This window comes from Streptomyces sp. NPDC007088 (assembly GCF_042869355.1).
Classification (GTDB): Bacteria; Actinomycetota; Actinomycetes; order Streptomycetales; family Streptomycetaceae; genus Streptomyces.
Map to the genome: position 1 here is coordinate 288,093 of NZ_JBIAFO010000008.1, position 20,784 is coordinate 308,876.

Annotated in this window: 15 protein-coding genes; 12 read left to right on the top strand and 3 right to left on the bottom strand. The window is 74.0% G+C overall.

Going from position 1 to position 20,784, the window contains the following annotated elements; genetic code table 11:
• Positions 1-59 precede the first annotated feature (59 nt).
• The 3 genes from malQ to ACFYMP_RS15810 form a co-directional block, all read right to left on the bottom strand.
• Positions 60-2,165, bottom strand: a complete 2,106-nt coding sequence (gene malQ / locus ACFYMP_RS15800; RefSeq protein WP_388856649.1) for a 4-alpha-glucanotransferase — start codon at positions 2,163-2,165, stop codon at positions 60-62.
• 57 nt (positions 2,166-2,222) lie between these two features.
• On the bottom strand, positions 2,223-2,546 hold the full coding sequence (locus tag ACFYMP_RS15805) for a hypothetical protein (RefSeq protein ID WP_388856653.1): 324 nt from the start codon (positions 2,544-2,546) through the stop codon (positions 2,223-2,225).
• A gap of 183 nt (positions 2,547-2,729) precedes the next feature.
• Entirely contained in the window at positions 2,730-3,266 is a 537-nt protein-coding gene (locus tag ACFYMP_RS15810) for an HNH endonuclease (RefSeq protein WP_363144933.1), read from the bottom strand.
• 269 nt (positions 3,267-3,535) lie between these two features.
• Between ACFYMP_RS15810 and ACFYMP_RS15815 the strand changes: the two genes are divergently transcribed.
• From ACFYMP_RS15815 to ACFYMP_RS15870, 12 genes are all read left to right on the top strand, one after another.
• Positions 3,536-4,609 (top strand): mechanosensitive ion channel family protein, encoded by a 1,074-nt coding sequence (locus tag ACFYMP_RS15815; RefSeq protein WP_388856656.1) that lies wholly within the window; start codon positions 3,536-3,538, stop codon positions 4,607-4,609.
• Positions 4,610-5,121: 512 nt separating this feature from the next.
• The gene (locus ACFYMP_RS15820) at positions 5,122-6,288 is read left to right on the top strand and encodes an ROK family protein (RefSeq protein WP_388856659.1); all 1,167 of its coding nucleotides are present in this window, start codon (positions 5,122-5,124) and stop codon (positions 6,286-6,288) included.
• 147 nt (positions 6,289-6,435) lie between these two features.
• A complete protein-coding gene (locus ACFYMP_RS15825; protein ID WP_388856662.1) occupies positions 6,436-7,776 on the top strand; it encodes an extracellular solute-binding protein in 1,341 nt (446 codons plus the stop codon).
• Positions 7,777-7,785: 9 nt separating this feature from the next.
• Entirely contained in the window at positions 7,786-8,778 is a 993-nt protein-coding gene (locus ACFYMP_RS15830; protein WP_388856665.1) for a carbohydrate ABC transporter permease, read from the top strand.
• Positions 8,779-8,780: 2 nt separating this feature from the next.
• Entirely contained in the window at positions 8,781-9,689 is a 909-nt protein-coding gene (locus ACFYMP_RS15835; protein WP_388856668.1) for a carbohydrate ABC transporter permease, read from the top strand.
• Positions 9,690-9,694: 5 nt separating this feature from the next.
• Positions 9,695-10,960, top strand: a complete 1,266-nt coding sequence (locus tag ACFYMP_RS15840) for a 6-phospho-beta-glucosidase (protein WP_388856671.1) — start codon at positions 9,695-9,697, stop codon at positions 10,958-10,960.
• Positions 10,951-11,988: an N-acetylglucosamine kinase gene (locus tag ACFYMP_RS15845; protein ID WP_388856674.1), complete on the top strand. Its 1,038-nt coding sequence runs from the start codon at positions 10,951-10,953 to the stop codon at positions 11,986-11,988. Before ACFYMP_RS15840 ends, ACFYMP_RS15845 begins: the two co-directional genes overlap by 10 nt.
• Before the next feature lie 350 nt (positions 11,989-12,338).
• Positions 12,339-13,844, top strand: coding sequence for a hypothetical protein (locus ACFYMP_RS15850; RefSeq protein WP_388856677.1), 1,506 nt, complete (start codon positions 12,339-12,341; stop codon positions 13,842-13,844).
• A 70-nt stretch (positions 13,845-13,914) separates the two neighbouring features.
• Positions 13,915-14,946: a glutamate ABC transporter substrate-binding protein gene (locus tag ACFYMP_RS15855; protein ID WP_388856680.1), complete on the top strand. Its 1,032-nt coding sequence runs from the start codon at positions 13,915-13,917 to the stop codon at positions 14,944-14,946.
• Between the two features lie 267 nt (positions 14,947-15,213).
• Positions 15,214-16,506, top strand: coding sequence for a hypothetical protein (locus ACFYMP_RS15860; RefSeq protein ID WP_388856752.1), 1,293 nt, complete (start codon positions 15,214-15,216; stop codon positions 16,504-16,506).
• A 24-nt stretch (positions 16,507-16,530) separates the two neighbouring features.
• Positions 16,531-19,389: a tetratricopeptide repeat protein gene (locus ACFYMP_RS15865; protein ID WP_388856683.1), complete on the top strand. Its 2,859-nt coding sequence runs from the start codon at positions 16,531-16,533 to the stop codon at positions 19,387-19,389.
• 3 nt (positions 19,390-19,392) lie between these two features.
• Positions 19,393-20,754: a PP2C family serine/threonine-protein phosphatase gene (locus ACFYMP_RS15870; protein WP_388856686.1), complete on the top strand. Its 1,362-nt coding sequence runs from the start codon at positions 19,393-19,395 to the stop codon at positions 20,752-20,754.
• Positions 20,755-20,784 lie beyond the last annotated feature (30 nt).

Here is a 20,784-nt window from a genome sequence, read left to right on the forward strand (position 1 = left end):
CTTAACCGGGCCGCCCGCCGGCCGCGCGGGCGGGGGTCCGTACGGGCCCCCGCCCCCGCTCAGCCCCGGGGGCCGGACGGCGGGGTGAGGCGCAGCCCCTCGAAGAAGGCACGCAGGCGCGGGGCGGCGGTCAGTTGTTCCAGCGTCAGGGGGCGGCCCGCGGCGTCCGACAGCGGCAGCCGCCAGTTCGGGTACTGGTCCCAGGTGCCCGGCAGGTTCTGCGGCCGGCGGTCGCCCACGGTGTCGGGCAGCCAGACGCCGGTGAGCCGGGCCGGGGTGCGCAGCAGGAAGCGGTGCACGGCGCGGATCGCGCCCTCCTCGTCGCCGGGGCCCTCGGGCAGCAGGCCGAGGGCGGCGAACTGCGCGAGCCATTCCCGCAGCTCCGCGGCGGCCTCGGCGCTCTCCTCGGCGTACGGGCGGGCCAGCAGGCCCAGGCGCTCGCGCAGCTCGACGTCCTCGCCGGTGTAGCGCGCGGCGGTGGGCGGCAGGTCGTGGGTGGTGGCGGTCGCGAGGCAGCCGGTGCGCCACTCCTCGGGGCGCAGCGGCCGGGAGCCGTCGGCCCAGTCCCGTTCGAACCAGAGCACCGAGGTGCCCAGGACGCCGCGCCGCGCGAGGGTCTCGCGGACCCCCGGGGCGACGGTGCCGAGGTCCTCGCCGATCACGAAGGAACCGGCGCGGTGCGCCTCCAGGGCGAGGACGGCGAGCATCGCCTCGGCGTCGTAGGTGACGTAGGTGCCCTCGGTGGGCTCTCCGCCCTCGGGCACCCACCAGAGCCGGAACAGGCCCATGACGTGGTCGATGCGGACGGCGCCCGCGTAGCGGAACAGGGCGCGCAGCAGCTCCCGGTAGGGCGCGTAGCCGGAGGCGGCGAGGCGGTCGGGGCGCCAGGGCGGCAGGCCCCAGTCCTGGCCGCGCGCGTTGAAGGCGTCGGGCGGGGCGCCCACCGACATGCCCTGGGCGAAGAAGTCGCGCTGCGCCCAGGCGTCGGAGCCCTGCGGGTGGACGCCGACCGCGAGGTCGTGCACGAGCCCCACGGCCATTCCGGCGGCCCGCGCGGTGTCCTGCGCGGCGACGAGCTGCCCGTCGGTGAGCCAGGCGAGCCGCTGGTACAGCTCGACGCGGGCGCGCAGCGCGGAGCGGGCGCGGCCGGTCGCGGCGGAGCGGGGGTCGTCCAGCCCCTCGGGCCAGGCCGCCGGGTCCGCTCCGTACGCCTCGGCGAGCGCGCACCACGTGGCGTGGTCCTCCAGGGGCTGTCCCTGGGCGGCGAGGAAGGCGGCGTAGGCGCCCTGCCGGCCGGGGTCGAGCGGGACGGCGCACACCTCTTCGAGTACGGGCAGTTTGCAGGCCCACACGGCGTCGCGGTCGATGAGGGCGTCCTCGGTGAGCACGGCGGCGCGCAGCGCGGCGGCCCGCTCCAGAAGGGGCGCCACGCGCGCGCGGGCGTCGGCGCCGAGGTAGCCGTACTCGGGGACGTCCTCGACGCGCAGGTGCACCGGGTCGGGGAAGCGGCGCGAGGAGGGGCGGTACGGGGAGGGGTCGGTGGGTTTTCCGGGCACGGCCGCGTGCAGCGGGTTGACCTGGACGAAGCCGAGTCCGTACGTACGGGAGGACCAGGCGGCGAGCGCGGCGAGGTCGGCGAGGTCGCCCATGCCCCAGGAGCGGCCGGAGAGCAGCGAGTAGAGCTGGACGAGCAGCCCGGTGGAGCGGCCCTCGGGCGCGGGCGCGTGGTCGGGGGCGACGACCAGATGGACCTGGGCGCCGCGCCCGTCGGGCGCGAGGGCCTGGAGCCCGTGCACCCCCAGCGGCAGCGCGGGCGGCGCCTCGCCGGGGGCGACGGTCCAGGTGACGACGGGGCCCTGTTCGGTGCGGACCTCGACGCGGGTGCCGCCGGGCAGGGTCTCGAAGACCGGCGGGGGCGCGACGGGCGCCGTGTCCGGCTCGTCGGGCGGGGTGTGCACGACGACGGTCGGCGGCAGCAGGCGGCGCTCCGCCTCCCGGGCGTGCGCGTCGAGGGCGGCCGAGACCGCCTCCGGGGTGCGCGCGTCGACGCCGAGGGCGGCGAGCGCGGCGACCACGGCGGCCTCGGGGACCTCGACGGTCTCCTCGGGGGACGGCGCGTAGGAGGTGGCGACCCCGTGCAGGGCGGCCAGTCGGGCCAGTGCCATCGGTGTGTTTCCGCCTGTCTGTCCGGTGTCCGGCCGGTCGGGGTGGTGTGCGGGTGGCTATACGGTCGCGTACTCGGGGTCGTAGGCCGTGCCGTGCGCGGTGGGCTCGCTGGTGAGCGGCGCGGCGTCGGGCAGGGGCGGTTCGCTCGTGAGCGGGGAGGCGTCGGCGAGCGGGGGTTCGCTGGTCAGGGGGGCTTCGAGGCAGGTGCAGGAACTCGCGCCCTCCAGCCCCGCGTCGGGGTCGGACACTGCCGACAGGTCGGGCCGCGCGGCCTCCCCGGACCGGCGACGGTCCGGGAGTTCGGCGCGGACGACCGGCTGGGCCGGCAGGTCCGGGCGTTTGGACAGGGCCGAGAGCAGCAGATGAGCCGATGCGGCCACGAGGGCCTCCTTCGGTCGAGTGTGTCCGTTACACGGTCACGGCAGCCCTACCCAGCGGACCCGGAGCCAGACATTTTATTGCGCGGGACGTGCTCCGCGTCACATTTTGCGCGCGCCGGGGGCGGGCACGGTCTATCGGCGCGCCGGGGCGGGACGCGGGGGCCGGTGCCCTCGTCCGCCCTCTCAGGCCGAGATCCCGTCGATGCGTTCCAGGGCGTCGTCGGCGCCGAAGGGGCGCAGGTACGGGAGCCAGCGGGGGTCGCGGTGGCCGGTGCCGATGATGCGCCAGGCCAGGCCGGTGGGCGGGGCGGGGGTGTGGCGCAGGCGCCAGCCGAGTTCGACGAGGTGGCGGTCGGCCTTGGTGTGGTTGCAGCGGCGGCACGAGGCCACCACGTTGTCCCAGGCGTGCAGGCCGCCCCGGCTGCGCGGGACGACGTGGTCGACGCTGGTCGCGGCGGAGCCGCAGTAGGCGCACTTCCCGCCGTCCCGGGCGAACAGCGCGCGCCGGGTCAGGGGGACGGGCCCCCGGTAGGGGACCCGCACGAACCGCTTCAGCCGGACCACGCTGGGGGCGGGCACGGTGCGGGTGGCGCTGTGCAGGTAGGAGCCGGACTCCTCCAGGCACAGGGCCTTGTTCTCCAGTACGAGCACCAGCGCGCGGCGCAGGGGGACGACGCCCAGGGGTTCGTACGACGCGTTGAGGACCAGGACATGCGGCACGTATGCCTCCTTGTACGCCGGCGGCGCGTGGCTCGCGCCGGGACGATCCGCACCAGTGTCCCCTCATCGCCGGTCGTGGCGCCACCATGAGCCGGTAACGGGCTGGGAGTGTTTTCGCCCACAGCGGGCCCGGCGGGGGGCGCGCGGGGCGGTACGGGGCGCGCGGGGCCGGGTGCTTCGCCTCCCCGCCGGGGGCGAGAGCGGCGGTCGCCCCGCGCTGCCCCGTTAGTGTGGTTGGTCTGTTCTCTTCCCCGCATGGAGGTCCCGCCGTGTTGCCGTCCGTCCTGTCGGCCGCCGAGGAAAACCCGGAGCCGGTCACCTTCGAGGACGCCCAGGAGCGCGCCACGGACGCCGCGGGCTGGGTCCGGGAGAACTGGTCGGACTGGCTGGGCGTGGGCCTGCGGATCATCCTCGTCGTGGTGATCGCGGCGGTGCTGCGGCACGTCGTGCGCAAGACCATCACCCGCCTCATAGCGCGTATGAACCGCACCGTGCAGGCGGTGGACGGCACGGCGCTGGGCGGGCTGCTGGTCAACCAGGAGCGGCGCAGGCAGCGCTCGGAGGCCATCGGCTCGGTGCTGCGCTCGGTCGCCTCCTTCCTCATCCTGGGCACGGCCGCGCTCATGATCCTGTCGACCTTCAAGATCAACCTGGCCCCGTTGCTGGCCTCGGCGGGGGTCGCGGGCGTCGCGATCGGTTTCGGCGCCCGCAACCTCGTGACGGACTTCCTCTCGGGGGTCTTCATGATCCTGGAGGACCAGTACGGCGTCGGGGACACGATCGACGCGGGGGTGGCCAGCGGGGAGGTCATAGAGGTCGGCCTGCGGGTGACGAAGCTGCGCGGGGACGGCGGCGAGATCTGGTACATCCGCAACGGCGAGGTCAAGCGCATCGGCAACCTCAGCCAGGGCTGGGCCACGGCGGGGGTCGACGTCACGGTCCGCGCCGACGAGGACCTCGACAAGGTCGCCGCCACGCTCACCGAGGTCGCCTCGGCCATGAGCAAGGAGGAGCCGTGGAACGAGCGGCTGTGGGGCCCGATCGAGCTGCTGGGCCTGGAGTCGGTGCTGCTGGACTCGATGGTGGTGCGGGTCTCCGCGAAGACGATGCCGGGAAAGGCGCTCTCCGTGGAGCGTGAGCTGCGCTGGCGCGTCAAGCGGGCCTTCGACGCGGCCGGTCTGCGGATCGTCGGCGGGATGCCCGTCGGGACCGACCCGGAGGCCGCGCCGGCCGATCCGACGGCCGGGATGTCGGCGCCCTCCGCGTACGCCTCGACGACCTCCCCGCAGTCCCTCGCGGCCGCCCCGCTCGTGCCGCCGCCCTCCCCGCCGCTGTCCAAGTAGCCCCCGGACCGGGCCGGATGGGCGGGCCGGGGGACCCCGCATCCGTTGCCTGGCCTCCCCGCCTCCCCGCCTCCCCCGTCCATGGCCCGCACCGCTCACCCCATCCGGTGCCCGGCCCGCCCCCCCGGCGTCCCTCGCCCGCACCGCCCGGCTCCCCCGTCCACCACCCGCACCACTCGTCCCGCGTCCGATTCCCGGTCGGCCGGGCTCCCTCCGGCCGGGCCGCCCCGGTCACCGGCCCCCGCGAACGATGGCCGAAACCCGCTGATACCTGCGTCACACACGCACCCCCGGGGAACCCGCGCTCCCGCACGTATCCGCAGGTGGGGGCCGTTTCCCCGGAAGCCCCCGCAGGCAACTCTCCCGATACCCGGGGGCTTTCCGGTGTTTTTCGGACGCTCAGGCTCTTGACGCGCTCTTCACGCGCGCTCTACGTTCCTCCCACCGATAGGAAACCTTCCTAACAGTGTGGTCAGGGAGGGTCGGCAAGCCGAAGGACAGGTGCGTCTCGCATGGCAACGACCGCTGGAACCCCGGGTACTCCACGGGTGCTGCGCGCCATGAACGACCGGGCCGCCCTCGACCTCCTCGTCCTGCACGGCCCCCTCACCCGCACCCGGATCGGTGAGCTGACCGGCCTGTCGAAGCCGACCACCTCGCAGTTGCTCAACCGGCTGGAGGAGGCGGGCCTGGTCCGCACCACCGGCAGCGAGAGCGGCCGCCCCGGGCCCAACGCCCTGCTGTACGAGATCGACCCGGGCGCCGCGCACGTCGCCGCCCTCTCGGTGGGCCACACCGGGGTCAGCGCGGTCGTCGCCGACATCACCGGCACCGTGGTCGGCCGCAGCCGCGTCGAGGCCGAGAGCGCCGCGCGGGGTCCGGAGCGGCCCGCCGCCCGGATCGCCCGGGAGGCCGTCGAGGGCGCGCTCGCCGAGGCGGGGCTGCCCGCCGGGCGACTGCACCAGGCGGTCATCGGCACCCCCGGCGCCCTGGACCCGGACACCGGCGAACTGCGGTACGCCCCGCACCTGCCCGGCTGGCACTCCCGTAGCCTGCTCGCCGAACTGTCCGAGGAGCTGGGCACCCCGGTCAGCATCGAGAACGACGTCAACCTCGCCGCGATAGCCGAGCAGTACGAGGGCGCGGCGCAGGACCACGACGACTTCGTGCTGGCCTGGCTGGACCGGGGGGTGGGCGCCGCGATCGTGCTCGGCGGCCACCTGCTGCGCGGGGCCACCGGCGGCGCGGGCGAGATCGGCTACATGCCGCTGCCCGGCGCCCCGCTCGCCCGGGGCGGCGAGAGCGCGACCGCCGGGGACGACGGGGGTGGCGGCCTCCAGTCCCTCGTGTCGGTGCCCGCCGTCCGGGCCCTGGCCGGCGGCAGACCGCTCGCCGAGGCGCTGACCGATCCGGGCGTACTGGACGAGACCGCGCGCCGCCTGGGCACCGGGCTCGCCGCCGTCGTCGCCGTCGTGGACCCCGAACTCGTCGTGCTGTCCGGACAGATAGCCGAGGCGGGCGGCGAGGAACTGCGCCGCCGCGTCGAGGCCGAACTCACCGGTCTCGCCCTGCCCAGACCCCTGTTGCGGATCAGCGAGCTGGCCGGGGACCCGATCCTCGTCGGCGCGCTGCGCTCCGCGCTCACCCGGACCCGCGACACGGTCTTCGACACCCACTGAACCCACCGGCCGGCGCCCACCACCGCGCCACACCCCCCGGCCGCCCGGCGGCCCCCACAGACCCCCGCACTCCGTACCACCGCCCCTCCCCCCCGTTCCGTCCTACGTGGGATTCCCCGAGTCCCCCTCCCGCAAAGGAAGTCCGCCATGCCGCGTTGGCGCATACGCACCTGTATGGCCGCGTCGCTTGCCGCAGCCGGGCTGCTCCTGTCCGGCTGCGCCAATCCGAGCACCGGCAGCGCAAACGACGACCCGACCAAGCCCGTGACGCTGAAGTTCTGGCACGGCTGGTCGGCCCCCGGCGAGGTCAAGGCGATCAACGAGAGCATCGCCCGCTTCGAGAAGCTGCACCCGAACATCCACGTGAAGTCCACCGGCAACGTCAGCGACGAGACGATCAACCAGGCGCTGCGCGCCGGTGGTTCCAAGGCCCCCGACGTGGTGACCTCCTTCACCACCAACAACGTCGGCCAGTACTGCTCCTCCGGGATGTGGGCCGACCTCGACCCCTTCCTGGAGAAGGGCGGGATCGACAAGAAGAAGGTCTTCCCTAAGACCCTCCTCGACTACACGCAGTACGAGGGCACGCAGTGCGCGCTGCCGCTGCTCGCCGACGCCTTCGGCATGTACTACAACAAGGACGAGTTCAAGGCGGCCGGCATCTCCAGGCCGCCGCACACGATCTCCGAGATGAAGCGCGACGCGGCGAAGCTGACGAAGAAGAACGGCGACGGCACGCTCAAGCAGGTCGGTTTCATGCCGAGCTTCCGGCTCTACCAGAACAGCCCCGACCGGATGTTCGCCCAGTGGGGGCCGGAGTACTTCGGCAAGGACGGCAAGGCGAGGCTGGCCGAGGAACCGAAGACCGAGCAGTTCTACTCCGCGATGAAGGGGCTGAACGACGCGCAGGGCGGTTTCGCGAAGCTGGAGCGGCTGCGCGGCACCTTCGGCGACGAGATGTCCTCGCAGAACGGCTTCCTCACCGGGAAGCTCGCGATGCACCTCGACGGCGAGTGGCGCGGCCTCATGCTGAACGAGTCGAAGGCGAAGTTCGACTGGGGCGTCGCCCCGCTCCCGGTCCCCGACGACCAGGCCGACACCTACGGGCGCGGCTACCTGACCGGGACCGTGGCCGGGGTCGCGCACAGCAGCCGGCACCAGAACGCGGCCTTCGAACTCGTGAAGTTCCTGACCACCGACACGAAGCAGGTCGTGGCCTTCGCCAACGCGATCCACAACGTGCCCTCGACCTACGCGGCCCTGAAGTCCCCGGACCTGGACGCCGACCCCGCCTTCCGCGCCTTCATCAGCATCGCGCAGAACCCGCACAGCCAGGCGATCCCGCCCTCGAACAACGGCGGCCAGTACATCACCTCCTTCCAGGACTTCTCGTACTCCGTGGAAGAGGGCAAGGAGCACGACCTCCACGCCGGGCTCAAGGAGCTCGACGACCAGATCGACGCCGACAACCTCCAGTCGGAAAACTGAGGACCCGAGATGGCACTCCCCCTCCCCGGCACGGCGAAGTCCGCCCGGCGCGCGCCGGTCAAGGACAGCGCCCCGCTGCGCCGCAAGAAGAACCGCGCCCGGCTGCGCACCCTGGGTTTCCTGTCGCCCTGGCTCATCGGCTTCTCGGTGTTCTTCGGCTACCCGCTGATCGCCACCGTCTACTTCTCGTTCATGCACTACAACCAGATCGAGACGCCCGACTTCGTGGGGCTGAAGAACTGGAAGTACGTCTTCACGCAGATGCCGCTGTTCGGCCCCGCCCTGTGGAACACGCTGTGGCTGGTCGTCGTCATGGTGGCGCTGCGGGTGATCTTCGGGCTCGGCATCGGCCTGCTGGTCACCAAGATCAAGGCGGGTGTGGGCTTCTTCCGCACCGCGTTCTACCTGCCGTACCTGGCTCCGCCGGTGGCCGCCACGGTCGCCTTCGTCTTCCTGCTCAACCCCTCGACGGGCCCGGTCAACGAGGTCCTGTCCTGGTTCGGGATCAGCGGGCCGAACTGGTTCAACGACCCGAACTGGTCGAAGCCCTCGCTGGTGATGCTCTCCGTGTGGGGCATCGGTGACCTCATGGTCATCTTCATGGCCGCCCTGCTGGACGTGCCGAAGGAGCAGTACGAGGCCGCCGAGCTGGACGGCGCCGGGGCCTTCGGCAGGTTCCGCTACGTGACCTGGCCCTCGATCACCCCGATCGTCATGTTCGCGGTCGTCACGGGCGTCGTGCAGACCATGCAGTACTACACACAGGCCCTGGTCGCGGGGAAGCTCGCCTCGGGGGTCACGATCGGCCCCGGCTCGGTCATCCAGCCCGGCTACCCGGACCACTCGACCCTGACGGTCCCCCAGCTCGTCTACTCGATGGGCTTCCAGAACTTCAACACCGGCGCCGCGTGCGTGCTCTCGCTCGTACTGTTCGCCATCGCCATGGCCGTCACCCTGCTGCTGATGCGCAAGAGCACCGGCCTGCTGACGGCGGAGGACTGATCATGACCACCACCACTCTCGACGCGCCGGTCACGGCCGCGCGCCCGGCGCCCTCGGGCAGCGCCCGCGACAACGGCAGAGCGCGCCGCAAGCGCATCCTGAACTGGATCGCCGTGCACACGGTCGCCATCGCGCTGGCCCTGGTCTTCATCCTGCCGTTCGTGTTCGTCTTCCTCACCTCGGTGATGAGCGACAGCCAGGCGATGAGCGGCAGCCTGTGGCCGACCTCCTGGCACTGGTCGAACTACGCCGACGTCTTCCACACGCCCGGCTTCCTGAGCTGGTGGAAGAACTCGATCATGTACGCGGTGCTGGGCACCGTGTTCACGGTCTGCTCCTCCGTGCCCGTCGCCTACGCCCTCGCCAAGTTCCGTTTCCGTGGCCGCAAGACGGCGATGGTCCTGGTCATCTCCACGATGATGCTGCCCCCGCAGGTCATCGTGATCCCGATGTATCTGGTGTGGGCGCAGCAGTTCCACCTCTCGGGCTCGCTGTGGCCGCTGATCATCCCGATGGCCTTCGGCGACGCCTACTCGATCTTCCTGCTGCGGCAGTTCCTGCTCACCATCCCCAAGGAGTACATCGAGTCGGCGCGTGTCGACGGCTGCGGTGAGCTGCGGACCCTCCTCAAGATCATCGTGCCGATGGCCAAGCCGGGCATCGCCGCCGTGGCCCTGTTCCAGTTCTTCTACTGCTGGAACGACTACTTCGGCCCGCAGATCTACGCCGCGCAGAACCCGGGCGCCTGGACCCTGAGCTACGGCCTGGAGTCCTTCAAGAGCGCCCACAGCGTCAACTGGAACATGACGATGGCCGCGACCCTGCTGGTCATGGCCCCCGTGGTCATCGTCTTCTTCTTCGCACAGAAGGCCTTCGTCGAAGGCGTCACTCTCACCGGAGTAAAGGGCTGAGATCCATGAAGCTCACCGTGGTCGGCGGAGGTTCGACCTACACCCCCGAACTCATCGACGGGTTCGCGCGGCTGCGCGACACCCTGCCGATCGAGGAACTCGTCCTGGTCGACCCCGCCGCGGACCGGCTGGAGCTGGTGGGCGGCCTCGCCCGGCGGATCTTCGCCAAGCAGGGCCACCCCGGCACCATCACCACCACCTCCGACCTGGACGCCGGCGTCGAGGGCGCCGACGCGGTGCTGCTCCAGCTCCGCGTCGGCGGCCAGGCCGCCCGCAACCAGGACGAGACCTGGCCGCTGGAGTGCGGCTGCGTCGGACAGGAGACCACCGGGGCCGGCGGACTCGCCAAGGCCCTGCGCACCGTGCCCGTCGTGCTCGACATCGCCGAGCGGGTGCGCCGCACCAACCCGGACGCCTGGATCATCGACTTCACCAACCCGGTGGGCATCGTGACCCGGGCGCTGCTGACCGCCGGGCACAAGGCCGTCGGCCTGTGCAACGTCGCGATCGGCTTCCAGCGCAAGTTCGCGCGGCTGCTGGACCTCGCGCCCTCCGAGATCCACCTCGACCACGTGGGCCTCAACCACCTCACGTGGGAGACGGGCGTCCGCCTCGGCGGCCCCGAGGGCGAGGACGTCCTGCCCCGGCTGCTCACCGAGCACCTGGACGCGGTCGCCGACGACCTGCACATGCCGCGCGAGGTCGTCACCCGGCTCGGCGTCGTCCCCTCGTACTACCTGCGGTACTACTACCAGCACGACGCCGTCGTACGGGAGCTGCGGACGAAGCCCTCGCGCGCCTCCGAGGTCGCCGCGATGGAGAAGCAGCTCCTGGAGATGTACGGGGACCCGGCGCTCGACGAGAAGCCGGAGCTGCTCGCCAAGCGCGGCGGCGCCTTCTACTCGGAGGCGGCCGTGGACCTCGCGGCCTCCCTGCTGGGCAGCGGTGGATCGCCGTATCAGGTCGTGAACACCTTCAACAACGGGACGCTGCCCTTCCTCGCGGACGACGCGGTGATCGAGGTGCAGGCCACCGTCGGCCACAACGGCGCCACCCCGCTGCCCGTCAAGAAGCTCGACCCGCTGTACGCGGGCCTCGTCGCGCACACCACGGCGTACGAGGACCTCGCGCTCAAGGCCGCGCTGAACGGCAGCAGGGACGCCGTGTTCCAGGCGCTGCTCGCGCACCCGCTGGTCGGCCAGATCGAGTACGCGGACAAGCTGACCGACGAACTGATCGCGCACAACCGGGAGCACCTGGCGTGGGCCTGAGCACATCCCCGTCCGCCGCCGTCCTCGCGGTCGACGCGGGCAACAGCAAGACCGACGTCGCCCTCCTCGCCGCGGACGGCACCGTCCTCGGCGCGGCGCGCGGCGGCGGCTTCCAGCCCCCGCAGGTCGGGGTGCGCACGGCCGTCGACGTCCTCCAGGACGCCGTACTGCGCGCCTTCGCGGACGCCGGTCTGCCGCCCGACGCGCGGGCCGAGCACGTCTCGGCCTGTCTGGCCAACGCCGATCTCCCCGTCGAGGAGGAGGAGTTGGCGCAGGCCATCGACGCGCGCGGCTGGGGCGGTACGACGACGGTACTCAACGACACCTTCGCGGTGCTGCGGGCCGGGCTGCTGGAGGACGCCGAGCCGCGCGGGGTCGCCGTCGTGTGCGGGGCCGGGATCAACTGCGCCGGGATGCTGCCGGACGGCCGTACCGCCCGCTTCCCCGCGATCGGGAAGCTGTCGGGCGACTGGGGCGGCGGCGGGGGTCTCGCCGAGGAGGCCCTGTGGTTCGCGGCGCGCGCCGAGGACGGCAGGGGCGAGCCGACCGGGCTGATGCGGGCGCTGCCCGCGCACTTCGGCCTGGAGACGATGTACGAGCTGATCGAGGGCTTCCACCTCGGCCGCATCCCGTACCCGCGCCGGCACGAACTCACCCCCGTGCTGTTCTCGGTGGCCGCCGCCGGGGACGAGGTCGCCGACGCGCTCGTGGCGCGGATGGCCGAGGAGGTCGTCGCCCTGTCTACGGTCGCCCTGCGCCGCCTCGACCTGCTCGGCGAGGAGGCCCCGGTGCTGCTGGGCGGCGGGATACTCGCCGCCGGGCATCCGGGGCTCAACGGGCGGATCGTCCGGCTGCTGGCCGAGCGCGCCCCGCACGCCGTGGCCCGGGTCGTGGCCGAACGGCCCGTGCTGGGCGCCGCCTTGCTGGGCCTGGACCACCTGCGGCTGCCGACCTCGGCGCACGACCGGGCCCGCGCGCACTGGGCCGGCCCCCGGCAGGTCCCCCGCCAGGAGGTCCCCGTGGCCTGAGCGCCGCCTCCCCTCCCCCTGTGGCCGTTCCGCCCGACGCGGAACGGCCACACGTGGTTTCCCGCCCCCCGCGCACCCCCACGCACCCGCCGCCCGGGAACCGGCGGCGGGTGCGCCGGCGTATAGAAGGGCAGCGGCGCGCCGTCGCGGCCGGAGGTGCCGGGTACGGGCACGGTCGCCGGGCGGGCGCCGCTCCGGCCGCACCCGGCCGGCGCGCACCGCGGCGATCCGCGCAAGATCGATGAAACGCTGGTGTGGACAGGGGGGCCGGGGACCATACTGGCCGCCCAGCCTTTCTCCCCGCCGACGCGAAGGGGAGCGACAGCCGAACGACCGAGGGGGAGGTCGCAGTGACACAGCCGCCGAACGGCAGGGCCGCGCCCGGGGGGAGCGTGCTGTCCGGTGGGCCCGGGGAGAACACGCCCGCGCCGGCCCCGGCCACCGTGCCCGCGCAGCGCGGGGCGCCCCGGGCCCCCGCGCCGCGTCGCTCCGCCTGGTCGGAGGGCGTGGACCGGTTGCGGTACGCGCTGGGGACCGAGCCGGGGCGGCTGCGGCTGATCGGGCTGGCGCTCGCGGTGCTCGTCGTGGCCTTCGGGGCGGTGACGGCGTGGCAGACCGCGCAGCGCTCGGCCGCGGCCCATGACGTACTGCACCGCAGTCAGCCGCTGACGAACGACGCGGCGACCATCTTCCAGGCGCTCGCCGACGCGGACACGGCCGCCTCGACCGGCTTCCTCTCCGGCGGGCAGGAACCGGCGAGCACTCGCGAACGCTACGACCGCGACATCGAACTGGCCTCGGAGAAGCTCGCGGCCGCCGCCTCCCACAGCGGCGTCTCCTCCTCCTCGGCCGAGGCCATAGCGAAGCTGAACCGCAAACTCCCCGTCTACACCGGGGAGATCGACACCGCGCGGGTCTACAACCGCCAGGGCCTCCCGCTGGGCGGGGCCTGGCTGCGGCACGCGAGCGAACTGATGCAGACCGACATGCTCCAGCAGGCCGAGCGGCTGTACCAGGCGGAGAACGAGCGGCTGGGCGAGGACTACGACCGGTCGACCTCGTACCCGTGGCTCGCGCTCGCTCTCGGGGTGCTCACGCTGGCCGCGCTCGTCCGGGCCCAGGTGCGGGACTACCGCAGGACCAGCCGGGTCCTCAACCAGGGCCTGGTCGCGGCCGGCGCCGCCACGCTCGTCCTGCTCCTGTGGGTGACGGCCGGTCACACCGTCGCGCGCGGCGAGCTGAACACCTCGAAGGACAGCGGGGTCTCCTCGCTGCGGGTCCTCAACGACGCGCGGATCGCCTCCCTCAAGGCGCGGGCGAGCGAGAACCTGACGCTCGTGAACCGGGGCGCGGTGACCCGGAAGGCCGGCGACCGGACCGTCGACGCCTACGAGTACACGTACCAGCGGCAGATGAGGGAGCTGGCCGGCCCGCAGCAGTCCGGGGACGGCGCGGGCGCGCAGGACGGCAAGGACGGCGGCTACCTGGGCGAGGCCCTGCGGCTGGCCGACAGCGGCGCGGGCACCGGGGCCGTCGAAAAGGCCCGTACCCGCGCCCAGGAGTGGCGCGACCGGCACGGCGAGGCCCGGCGGCTGGACGACGACGGCGAGTACAAGAAGGCCCTGGAGAAGGTGATCGGCGGGGCGGCGAGCGCCCGGCCCACCTCGCGGTCCTTCGACGCCGTCGACAAGGCCCTCAGCGAGGGGATCGCGGCGGAGCAGGCCGATTTCCGGGGCTCCGCGCGGGACGGCGAGGGCGCGATGACGGGGATGCCGGTGGGCGCGGGGGTGCTCGCGCTGCTCGGTGGCGCGGGCGCGGTGCTGGGCATCGGCCGCCGGCTCGCGGAGTACCGGTGAGCGGGGCGGCGCGCGGGCGGATCGCGCGCGACGGTACGGGCGGTGTCCGGGGTGGACGGGAGGAGGCACGATGACGTGGCGGCGAACGCACGAGGCGGGCGCGGCGGGCCGGTGGCGGGGCCCGGCCCCGACGGGGCGCCGGGGCGCGGCGGTGGCGGCGGTGGCGGGGACCAGTGCCCTGGTCGCGGGGCTGCTCCTGGTCCCGTCCGCCCCACCGGGGGCGGACGGCCCCGCGCGGGCGGCCGGCCCGCACGGCGCGGCGCACGCCTCGAAGGTGAGCGCGAGCGCGGACTGCACCAACGACGAGCTGTACGGCAGCGTGCCGCCGTCCACGGCCGAGGGGCCGACGATCAAGGAGATCAAGACCCGCACGGACAAGCCCAACCGGCTGATCGTCGGCGTGGACCAGAACAGCTACCGCTGGGGTTTCCGCAATCCGCGGACGAACGACCTGGAGGGCTTCGACATCGACCTCGTGCGCCGGATCGCCAAGGAGGTGCTGGGGGACGAGAAGGCGGTGGCCTTCAAGACGATCCCGACCAACCAGCGCATCGCGGCGATCCAGAACGGCGACGTCGACATGGTCGTGCGCACGATGACCATCACGTGCGAGCGGCTGGCGGACGTGGCCTTCTCGACCGTCTACTTCGAGACGGGCCAGCAGTTGCTCGTGCCGCAGGGCTCCCCGGTCACGGGTTACGACAGCTCGCTGAAGGGCCGCCGCCTGTGCAGCGCCGAGAACTCCACGGCGCTCGGGGAGCTGGAGAAGAAGAGCTTCGGCGCGGACATCCGCACCCAGGTGCCCAATCAGCTCGACTGTCTGGTGCGCCTCCAGCTCGGGCAGGTCGACGGGGTCGTGACCGACAGCGCCCTCGCGGCGGGCCAGGCCGCCCAGGACCCGGCGGTGCGCCTCGTGGGCGAGCCGTTCACCAAGGAGTACTACGGCGTCGCGATGAAGAAGGACGCGACGGATCTGGTGGCGCGGGTCAACCGCGTCCTGGAGGACTACCGCAAGTCGGGCTGGTCCGCCTCGTACGACAAGTGGCTGGCGGCCGATCTCGGCGCGGACGCGAAGCCCCCGGGGCCCGAGGTCTCCCCGTGAGGCTGAACCGGCGGACGCGCGGGCCGGTGAGGAGTGAACGCGGGGTGGCGAGGGGCAGGGTGTGGAAGAGACAGCGGACGTGGTGAACGGAAGCCTCCCGGACCGGCCGGGGCGGCCGGTTTCCGTACCCGGTTCCGCCGAGCGGAGGGGTGAGCGATGCGTGCCACGCGATCTGTTCCCACACCCGTGGGACCGGTGCGGCCCGAGGGGCCGTCCGGATCGCCGGGGACGTCACCGGCGGTTCTCGCCGGCCCGGACGGCGCGGTGATGGACCGGGACGCGGTCGACCGCGCCCTGGCCCGGCGCACGGCGGAGCACGAGGCCGTCGAGACCTCGCTGCTGGCGCTCCAGGACCACGCGGGGCGGCGGCTGCTCGAAGGCGCCGCGCTGACCGGGGTCACCCGGGAGCGCTGGGCGGCGACCGAGCGGTCCGTCACGCTGCTGTGGTCGTACTTCGACGCGTACACCGAGGCCCTGTCGAAGGCCCGCGCGCTGCGGGAGCGGCGTCGCTGGCCCGGCGGCCAGGACCTGGCGGAGCTGACGGAGCTGCTGGAGGGCGAGAGCGTCACGGTGCCCGGCGAGGCGGCTGCCGCCGGCCCGCCCGGCGGGCTGCCCTCCTCGCTGACCGGCCCGGACAACTCCCGGCTCAGCATCCGCTTCAGCCTGGAGGAGCTGGTCGAGCGGATGAACGAGCTGTACGCGCGCTCCCTCGACGTGGTGATCGCGGCCGACGCCGTGTGGTCGGCGCTGCCCGCCCGTATCGACCTGCTCTCGGCCGAACTGCACCGCACCCGCGAGCTGGCCCGTTCGGTGGGCGTGCGGCCCGGGGAGCACCCGGCGGGCGACGACCTGGAGCGGATCGCGCGGGTGCTGTCCGCGCTGCGCGAGCAGGTGGTGAGCGATCCGCTGGAGTTCTGGCAGGCCACGCAGGGCGCCTCCTCCCCCGGCGCGGGCCGCCCCGACACCCGCCGTTACGACCGGGAGGCCCGCGCCCTGGACGAGGTGCGCCGGGAGATCGAGGCGGTCCTCGACGTGCGGCAGGACGCGGAGGAGCGGCTGCTCGCGCTGCGGGACGTGCTCTCGCGCGCCGACCGGACCCTCGCGGAGGCGCGGGCGGCGCGCGGCGAGGTGCTCGCGAAGATCGCGGCCTCCGAGGTCCCCGCGGTCAGCGGGCCGCCCACCGCGCTCCAGGAGGAGCTGGCGCGCGCCGCCGAGTACCGCAGACGCGGCCAGTGGTCCCGGCTGTCCCCGCTGCTGGAGTCGCTGGAGTCCCGCGCGCAGACGGAACTGCTGCGGGCCCGTGAGCAGTTGTCGGCGGTCGCGGCCCCGCTCGCGATCCGCGCCGAGCTGCGCGGCAGGCTCGACGCGTACAAGGCGAAGATCGCGCGGCACGGGCTGGCCGAGGACCTGCTGCTGGTCGAGCGGTACGACCTCGCGCGCCGGATGCTGTGGAGCGCGCCCTGCGATCTGCGCGCGGCGGAACAGGCCGTCCTGCGCTACCAGCACGCGGCGGCCGAGACACTGGGCGGCGCCCGGCCCGAGGACCGGAGGCAGCCATGACGGAGCGCGGGAGCAGGGGGAGACATGAGTGAGCGGCAGTGCCAGCGGCCGGGCTGCGAGGGCGCGTACGAGGACATGGGCGGCGGCGAGCTGTACTGCGACACCTGCGGTCTGGCGCCGGTCGTCTCGCCCGACGGGCTGATCGCCTCGCCGCCCACCGGGCTCACGGGCGCCTCGGGCGGAGCGGGCGCGTCCGGCGCGGGCTCCCCTCCGGCGGCTCCGGCGTCCCCGACCACGCACTCCACCGGGTCCTCGCGCTCCTCGCGCTCCGCGAAGTCCTCGAAGTCCTCGCGGCGTTCGGTCTCGGCGCGGCTGTCGGGCCGGGTGGCCTCGCGTTCGGTCACGGCGCGCGGCGCGAGCACCGGTTCGGCGGCCTCGGCGCGCGGGCGGCTGGGCGTCGGCCTGGTGACGGTGCCGACGGTGCCGCGCCCCGACCCGCGCCAGGTCGTGCAGGAGAACCCGGAGGTGCCCGAGCGCAAGCGGTTCTGCTCGCGCGGTGACTGCGGGGCGCCGGTGGGCCGCTCGCGCGGCGGCAGGCCGGGCCGTACGGAGGGTTTCTGCACGAAGTGCGGCCACCCGTACTCCTTCGTGCCGAAGCTGACGCGGGGCATGATCGTGCACGGTCAGTACGAGGTCGTGGGCTGCCTCGCGCACGGCGGGCTGGGCTGGGTGTACCTCGCGATAGACCGGGCGGTGTCGGACCGCTGGGTGGTCCTCAAGGGCCTGCTGGACACGGGGGACCAGGACGCGATGGCGGCGGCCATCTCGGAGCGCCGCTTCCTCGCCGAGATCGAGCACTCCAACATCGTGCGGATCTACAACTTCGTGGAGCACCTGGACCAGCGCACGGGGTCCCTCGACGGCTACATCGTCATGGAGTACGTCGGCGGGAAGTCGCTCAAGGAGATCGCCAACGCGCGCAGGAACGCGGCGGGACTGCGCGATCCGCTGCCGGTGGAGCAGGCGTGCGCCTTCGGCATCGAGGCGCTGGACGCGCTGGGCCATCTGCACAGCCGTTCGCTGCTGTACTGCGACTTCAAGGTCGACAACGCGATCCAGACGGAGGACCAGCTCAAGCTCATCGACATGGGCGCGGTGCGCCGGATGGACGACGAGGAGTCCGCGATCTACGGCACGGTCGGCTACCAGGCGCCCGAGGTCGCCGAGGTGGGCCCGTCGGTGGCCTCGGACCTGTACACGGTGGCCCGTACCCTCGCGGTGCTGACCTTCGACTTCCAGGGCTACACGACGGTGTACGCGGACAGCCTGCCGGACCCGGACCACATCGGGGTGTTCCGCGCCTACGAGTCCTTCTACCGGCTGCTGGTGCGGGCCACCGACCCGGACCCGGCGCGGCGGTTCGGTTCGGCGCAGGAGATGTCGGAGCAGTTGACGGGCGTGCTGCGGGAGGTCGTGGCGCTCCAGACGGACCGGCCGCGCCCCGCGCTGTCCACGCTGTTCGGCCCGGAGCTGGGGGTCGCGGACACCGAGTTGTTCGTCCCGGCGGGCGCCGGGGTGTCGCGGCTGGGGCTGCGCTCCGCGCCGCTGGGCCGCAGGGCGCGGCGGGCCGCGCTCGCGGGCGCCCCGTCGGGTGCGGCGGGCGTGGCGGGCGCGGGGCTGCCGGAGCAGGCGCAGGGCGGCTTCTCCGCGGCGCTCCCGGCTCCTGGCGCGCAGCCGCAAGCGCTCGGGACGGGTTCCGGCGCCCCGGCGGCGCCGGGGCGGTCCGGCGCGACGCTCGTGTCCCCGCCGGACGCGTCCGCGCCCGCTTCCCCCGGCCCGGCGACGGCCGCGCCGGCACCGGCGTACTCCGGCGGGCTGTCCGGTGCGGCGGGTGCCAAGGGTGCGGCGGGCGCGCTGCGGGCGCTCGACGCGGCGCGTACGGCGCTCGCGCTGCCGGTGCCCCGGGTGGACCCGGGCGATCCGAACGCGGGCTTCCTCGCGGGCCTGATGGCCTCGGCGCCCGCCGAACTGATCAGCGCCCTGCACGCGGCGCCCGGGGAGTCCCTGGAGGTGCGGCTGCGCGAGCTGCGGGCGCGGCTGGACATGGGGCAGACGGGTTCCGCGGCGCAGTCCCTCGCGGACCTGGAGTCGCGCTACCCGGACGACTGGCGGGTGGTCTGGTACCGGGGCGTGACCTCGCTCGTGAGCGGGGACCGGGAGAACGCGGCGCTGGCCTTCGACGCGGTGTACGACGCCTTCCCGGGCGAGTCCGCGCCGAAGCTCGCCCTGGGTCTGTGCGCCGAGGAGCTGGGGCAGTTGGACAACGCGGCGGAGTACTACCGCCTCGTCTGGGTGACAGACCCCGGTTATGTCAGCGCGGCCTTCGGGCTGGCCCGGGTGCATCTCGCGGCCGGTGACCGGCGGGCGGCGGTGCGGGCCCTGGAGTCGGTGCCCGAGGTGTCGATCCACTACACGGCGGCCCGGGTCGCGGCGGTCCGCGCCCGGTTGCGGGGCCGGGAGGCGCACGAGCCGGTGCTGGAGGATCTGCGGGCGGCGGCCCGGCAGGTGGAGGCGCTGGAGGCGGCCGGTCTCGACGGCGTGCGCAAGGAGTTGCTGACGGCCGAGGTGCTGGGCACCGCTCTGGACTGGGTACTCTCGGGGAATCGCGGTGCCCCGTCCGGTTCCGCCTCCGGCGGCTTCGCGACAGGCGGCGCCCCGGGCCAGGCGGGCGGCGGGACCGCGGTGGGCGGTGCCGCTGTGGCGCCGCCCGGCACTGGTGCGGGAACCGCGGGGACCCTGCTCGGCCACGCGCTCGACGAGCGCGGGTTGCGCTTCGGTCTGGAACGCGCGTACCGGACCCTGGCCAGGCTCGCCCGCAGTGGCGAGGAGCGGATCGAACTGGTGGAGCGGGCGAACCGCCTCCGCCCCCGGACGTGGGTGTGATTGATGTCGCAGATGCACCAGCTTTCCGCGTGCCCCAACTGTGAGGAGTCCCTCGACGAGGGGGACTTGTTCTGCGGGGCCTGCGGATACGACCTGTCGGCGGTGCCCAGGCCCCCGGCGCGGACCCCCGGCGGCGCGCCGCGGGAGGCGGCGGTCGGCCGGGCCGCGGCCTGGCCGGCCGCGCGCGAGGCGGACAGCGAGGGCAGGCCGGCGCCCGTGCACCGGGGTGCCGACGTGCGCGGCACGGCCTCGGACGGCACGGAGTTGCCGGCCGGCCATCCGGAACCGCCGGGCCGCCCGGCCGCTTCCGGCGACGGGGAGGACTACGCGCTGCCCGCACCGGGCGCGGCGGCCCCTCCCCCGCCCCCGGCCGCGCCGCCCGCCGCGCCCCCGGGCCCGGCGCCCGGCGCCCCGGCCGATCCGCGTACGGCCGTGCCGCCCGCCGCGCAGGCCGGGCCCCTGTGCGTGGCCTGCCGGTCGGGGCGGGTCGACCCGGACGGGTACTGCGAGCACTGCGGTCACGCCCAGCCCCGGGAACGGGATCACATGGAGCAGGAGTTGAGCGCGGTCGCGGCGGTCAGCGACCGGGGGCTGCGCCATCACCGCAACGAGGACGCGTTCGCGGTGTCGGCGACGACGCTCGCGGACGGTACGGCGGTGGCCACGGCGATCGTGTGCGACGGGGTCTCCTCGGCGACCCGTCCGGACGAGGCCTCCCTGGCGGCGGCGCGCGCGGCGGACGCCTCGCTGATGGCGGCCCTGCCGCGGGGCACGCATCCGCGGCAGGCGATGTACGACGCGATCCTGGCGGCCTCCGAGGCGGTCAACTCCCTGGCCCAGGACCTGCCGCCGGTCTCGGACCGTCCGCAGCAGAACGCTCCGGCCTGCACGCTGGTGGGCGCGGTGGTGGGCGCGGGTCTGCTGGTCGTGGGCTGGGTCGGGGACAGCAGGGTCTACTGGGTGCCGGACGATCCGCAGGCCCCGCCGCACCGGCTGACGGAGGACGACTCGTGGGCGGCGCAGATGGTCGCGGCCCGGCTGATGAGTGAGGCGGAGGCGTACGCGGACGAACGGGCGCACGCGATCACGGGCTGGCTGGGCGCGGACGCGTACGAACTGGAGCCGCACACGGCCTCCTTCACACCGGACCGGCCGGGCGTCGTCGTGGTGTGCACGGACGGTCTGTGGAACTACGCGGAGAGCGCGCGGGAGATGGCCGGGGTGGTCCCGGCGGACGCGGCGCGCCGCCCGCTGCACAGCGCGCGGGCCCTGGTGGGCCACGCGCTGGACGGTGGCGGCCACGACAACGTGACGGTGGCGATCCTGCCGTTCGAGGCGGCGCGGACGACGACCGGGGACGAGTGAGCCGCCTGTTCTCGGGAGGCGGGTGAGCCG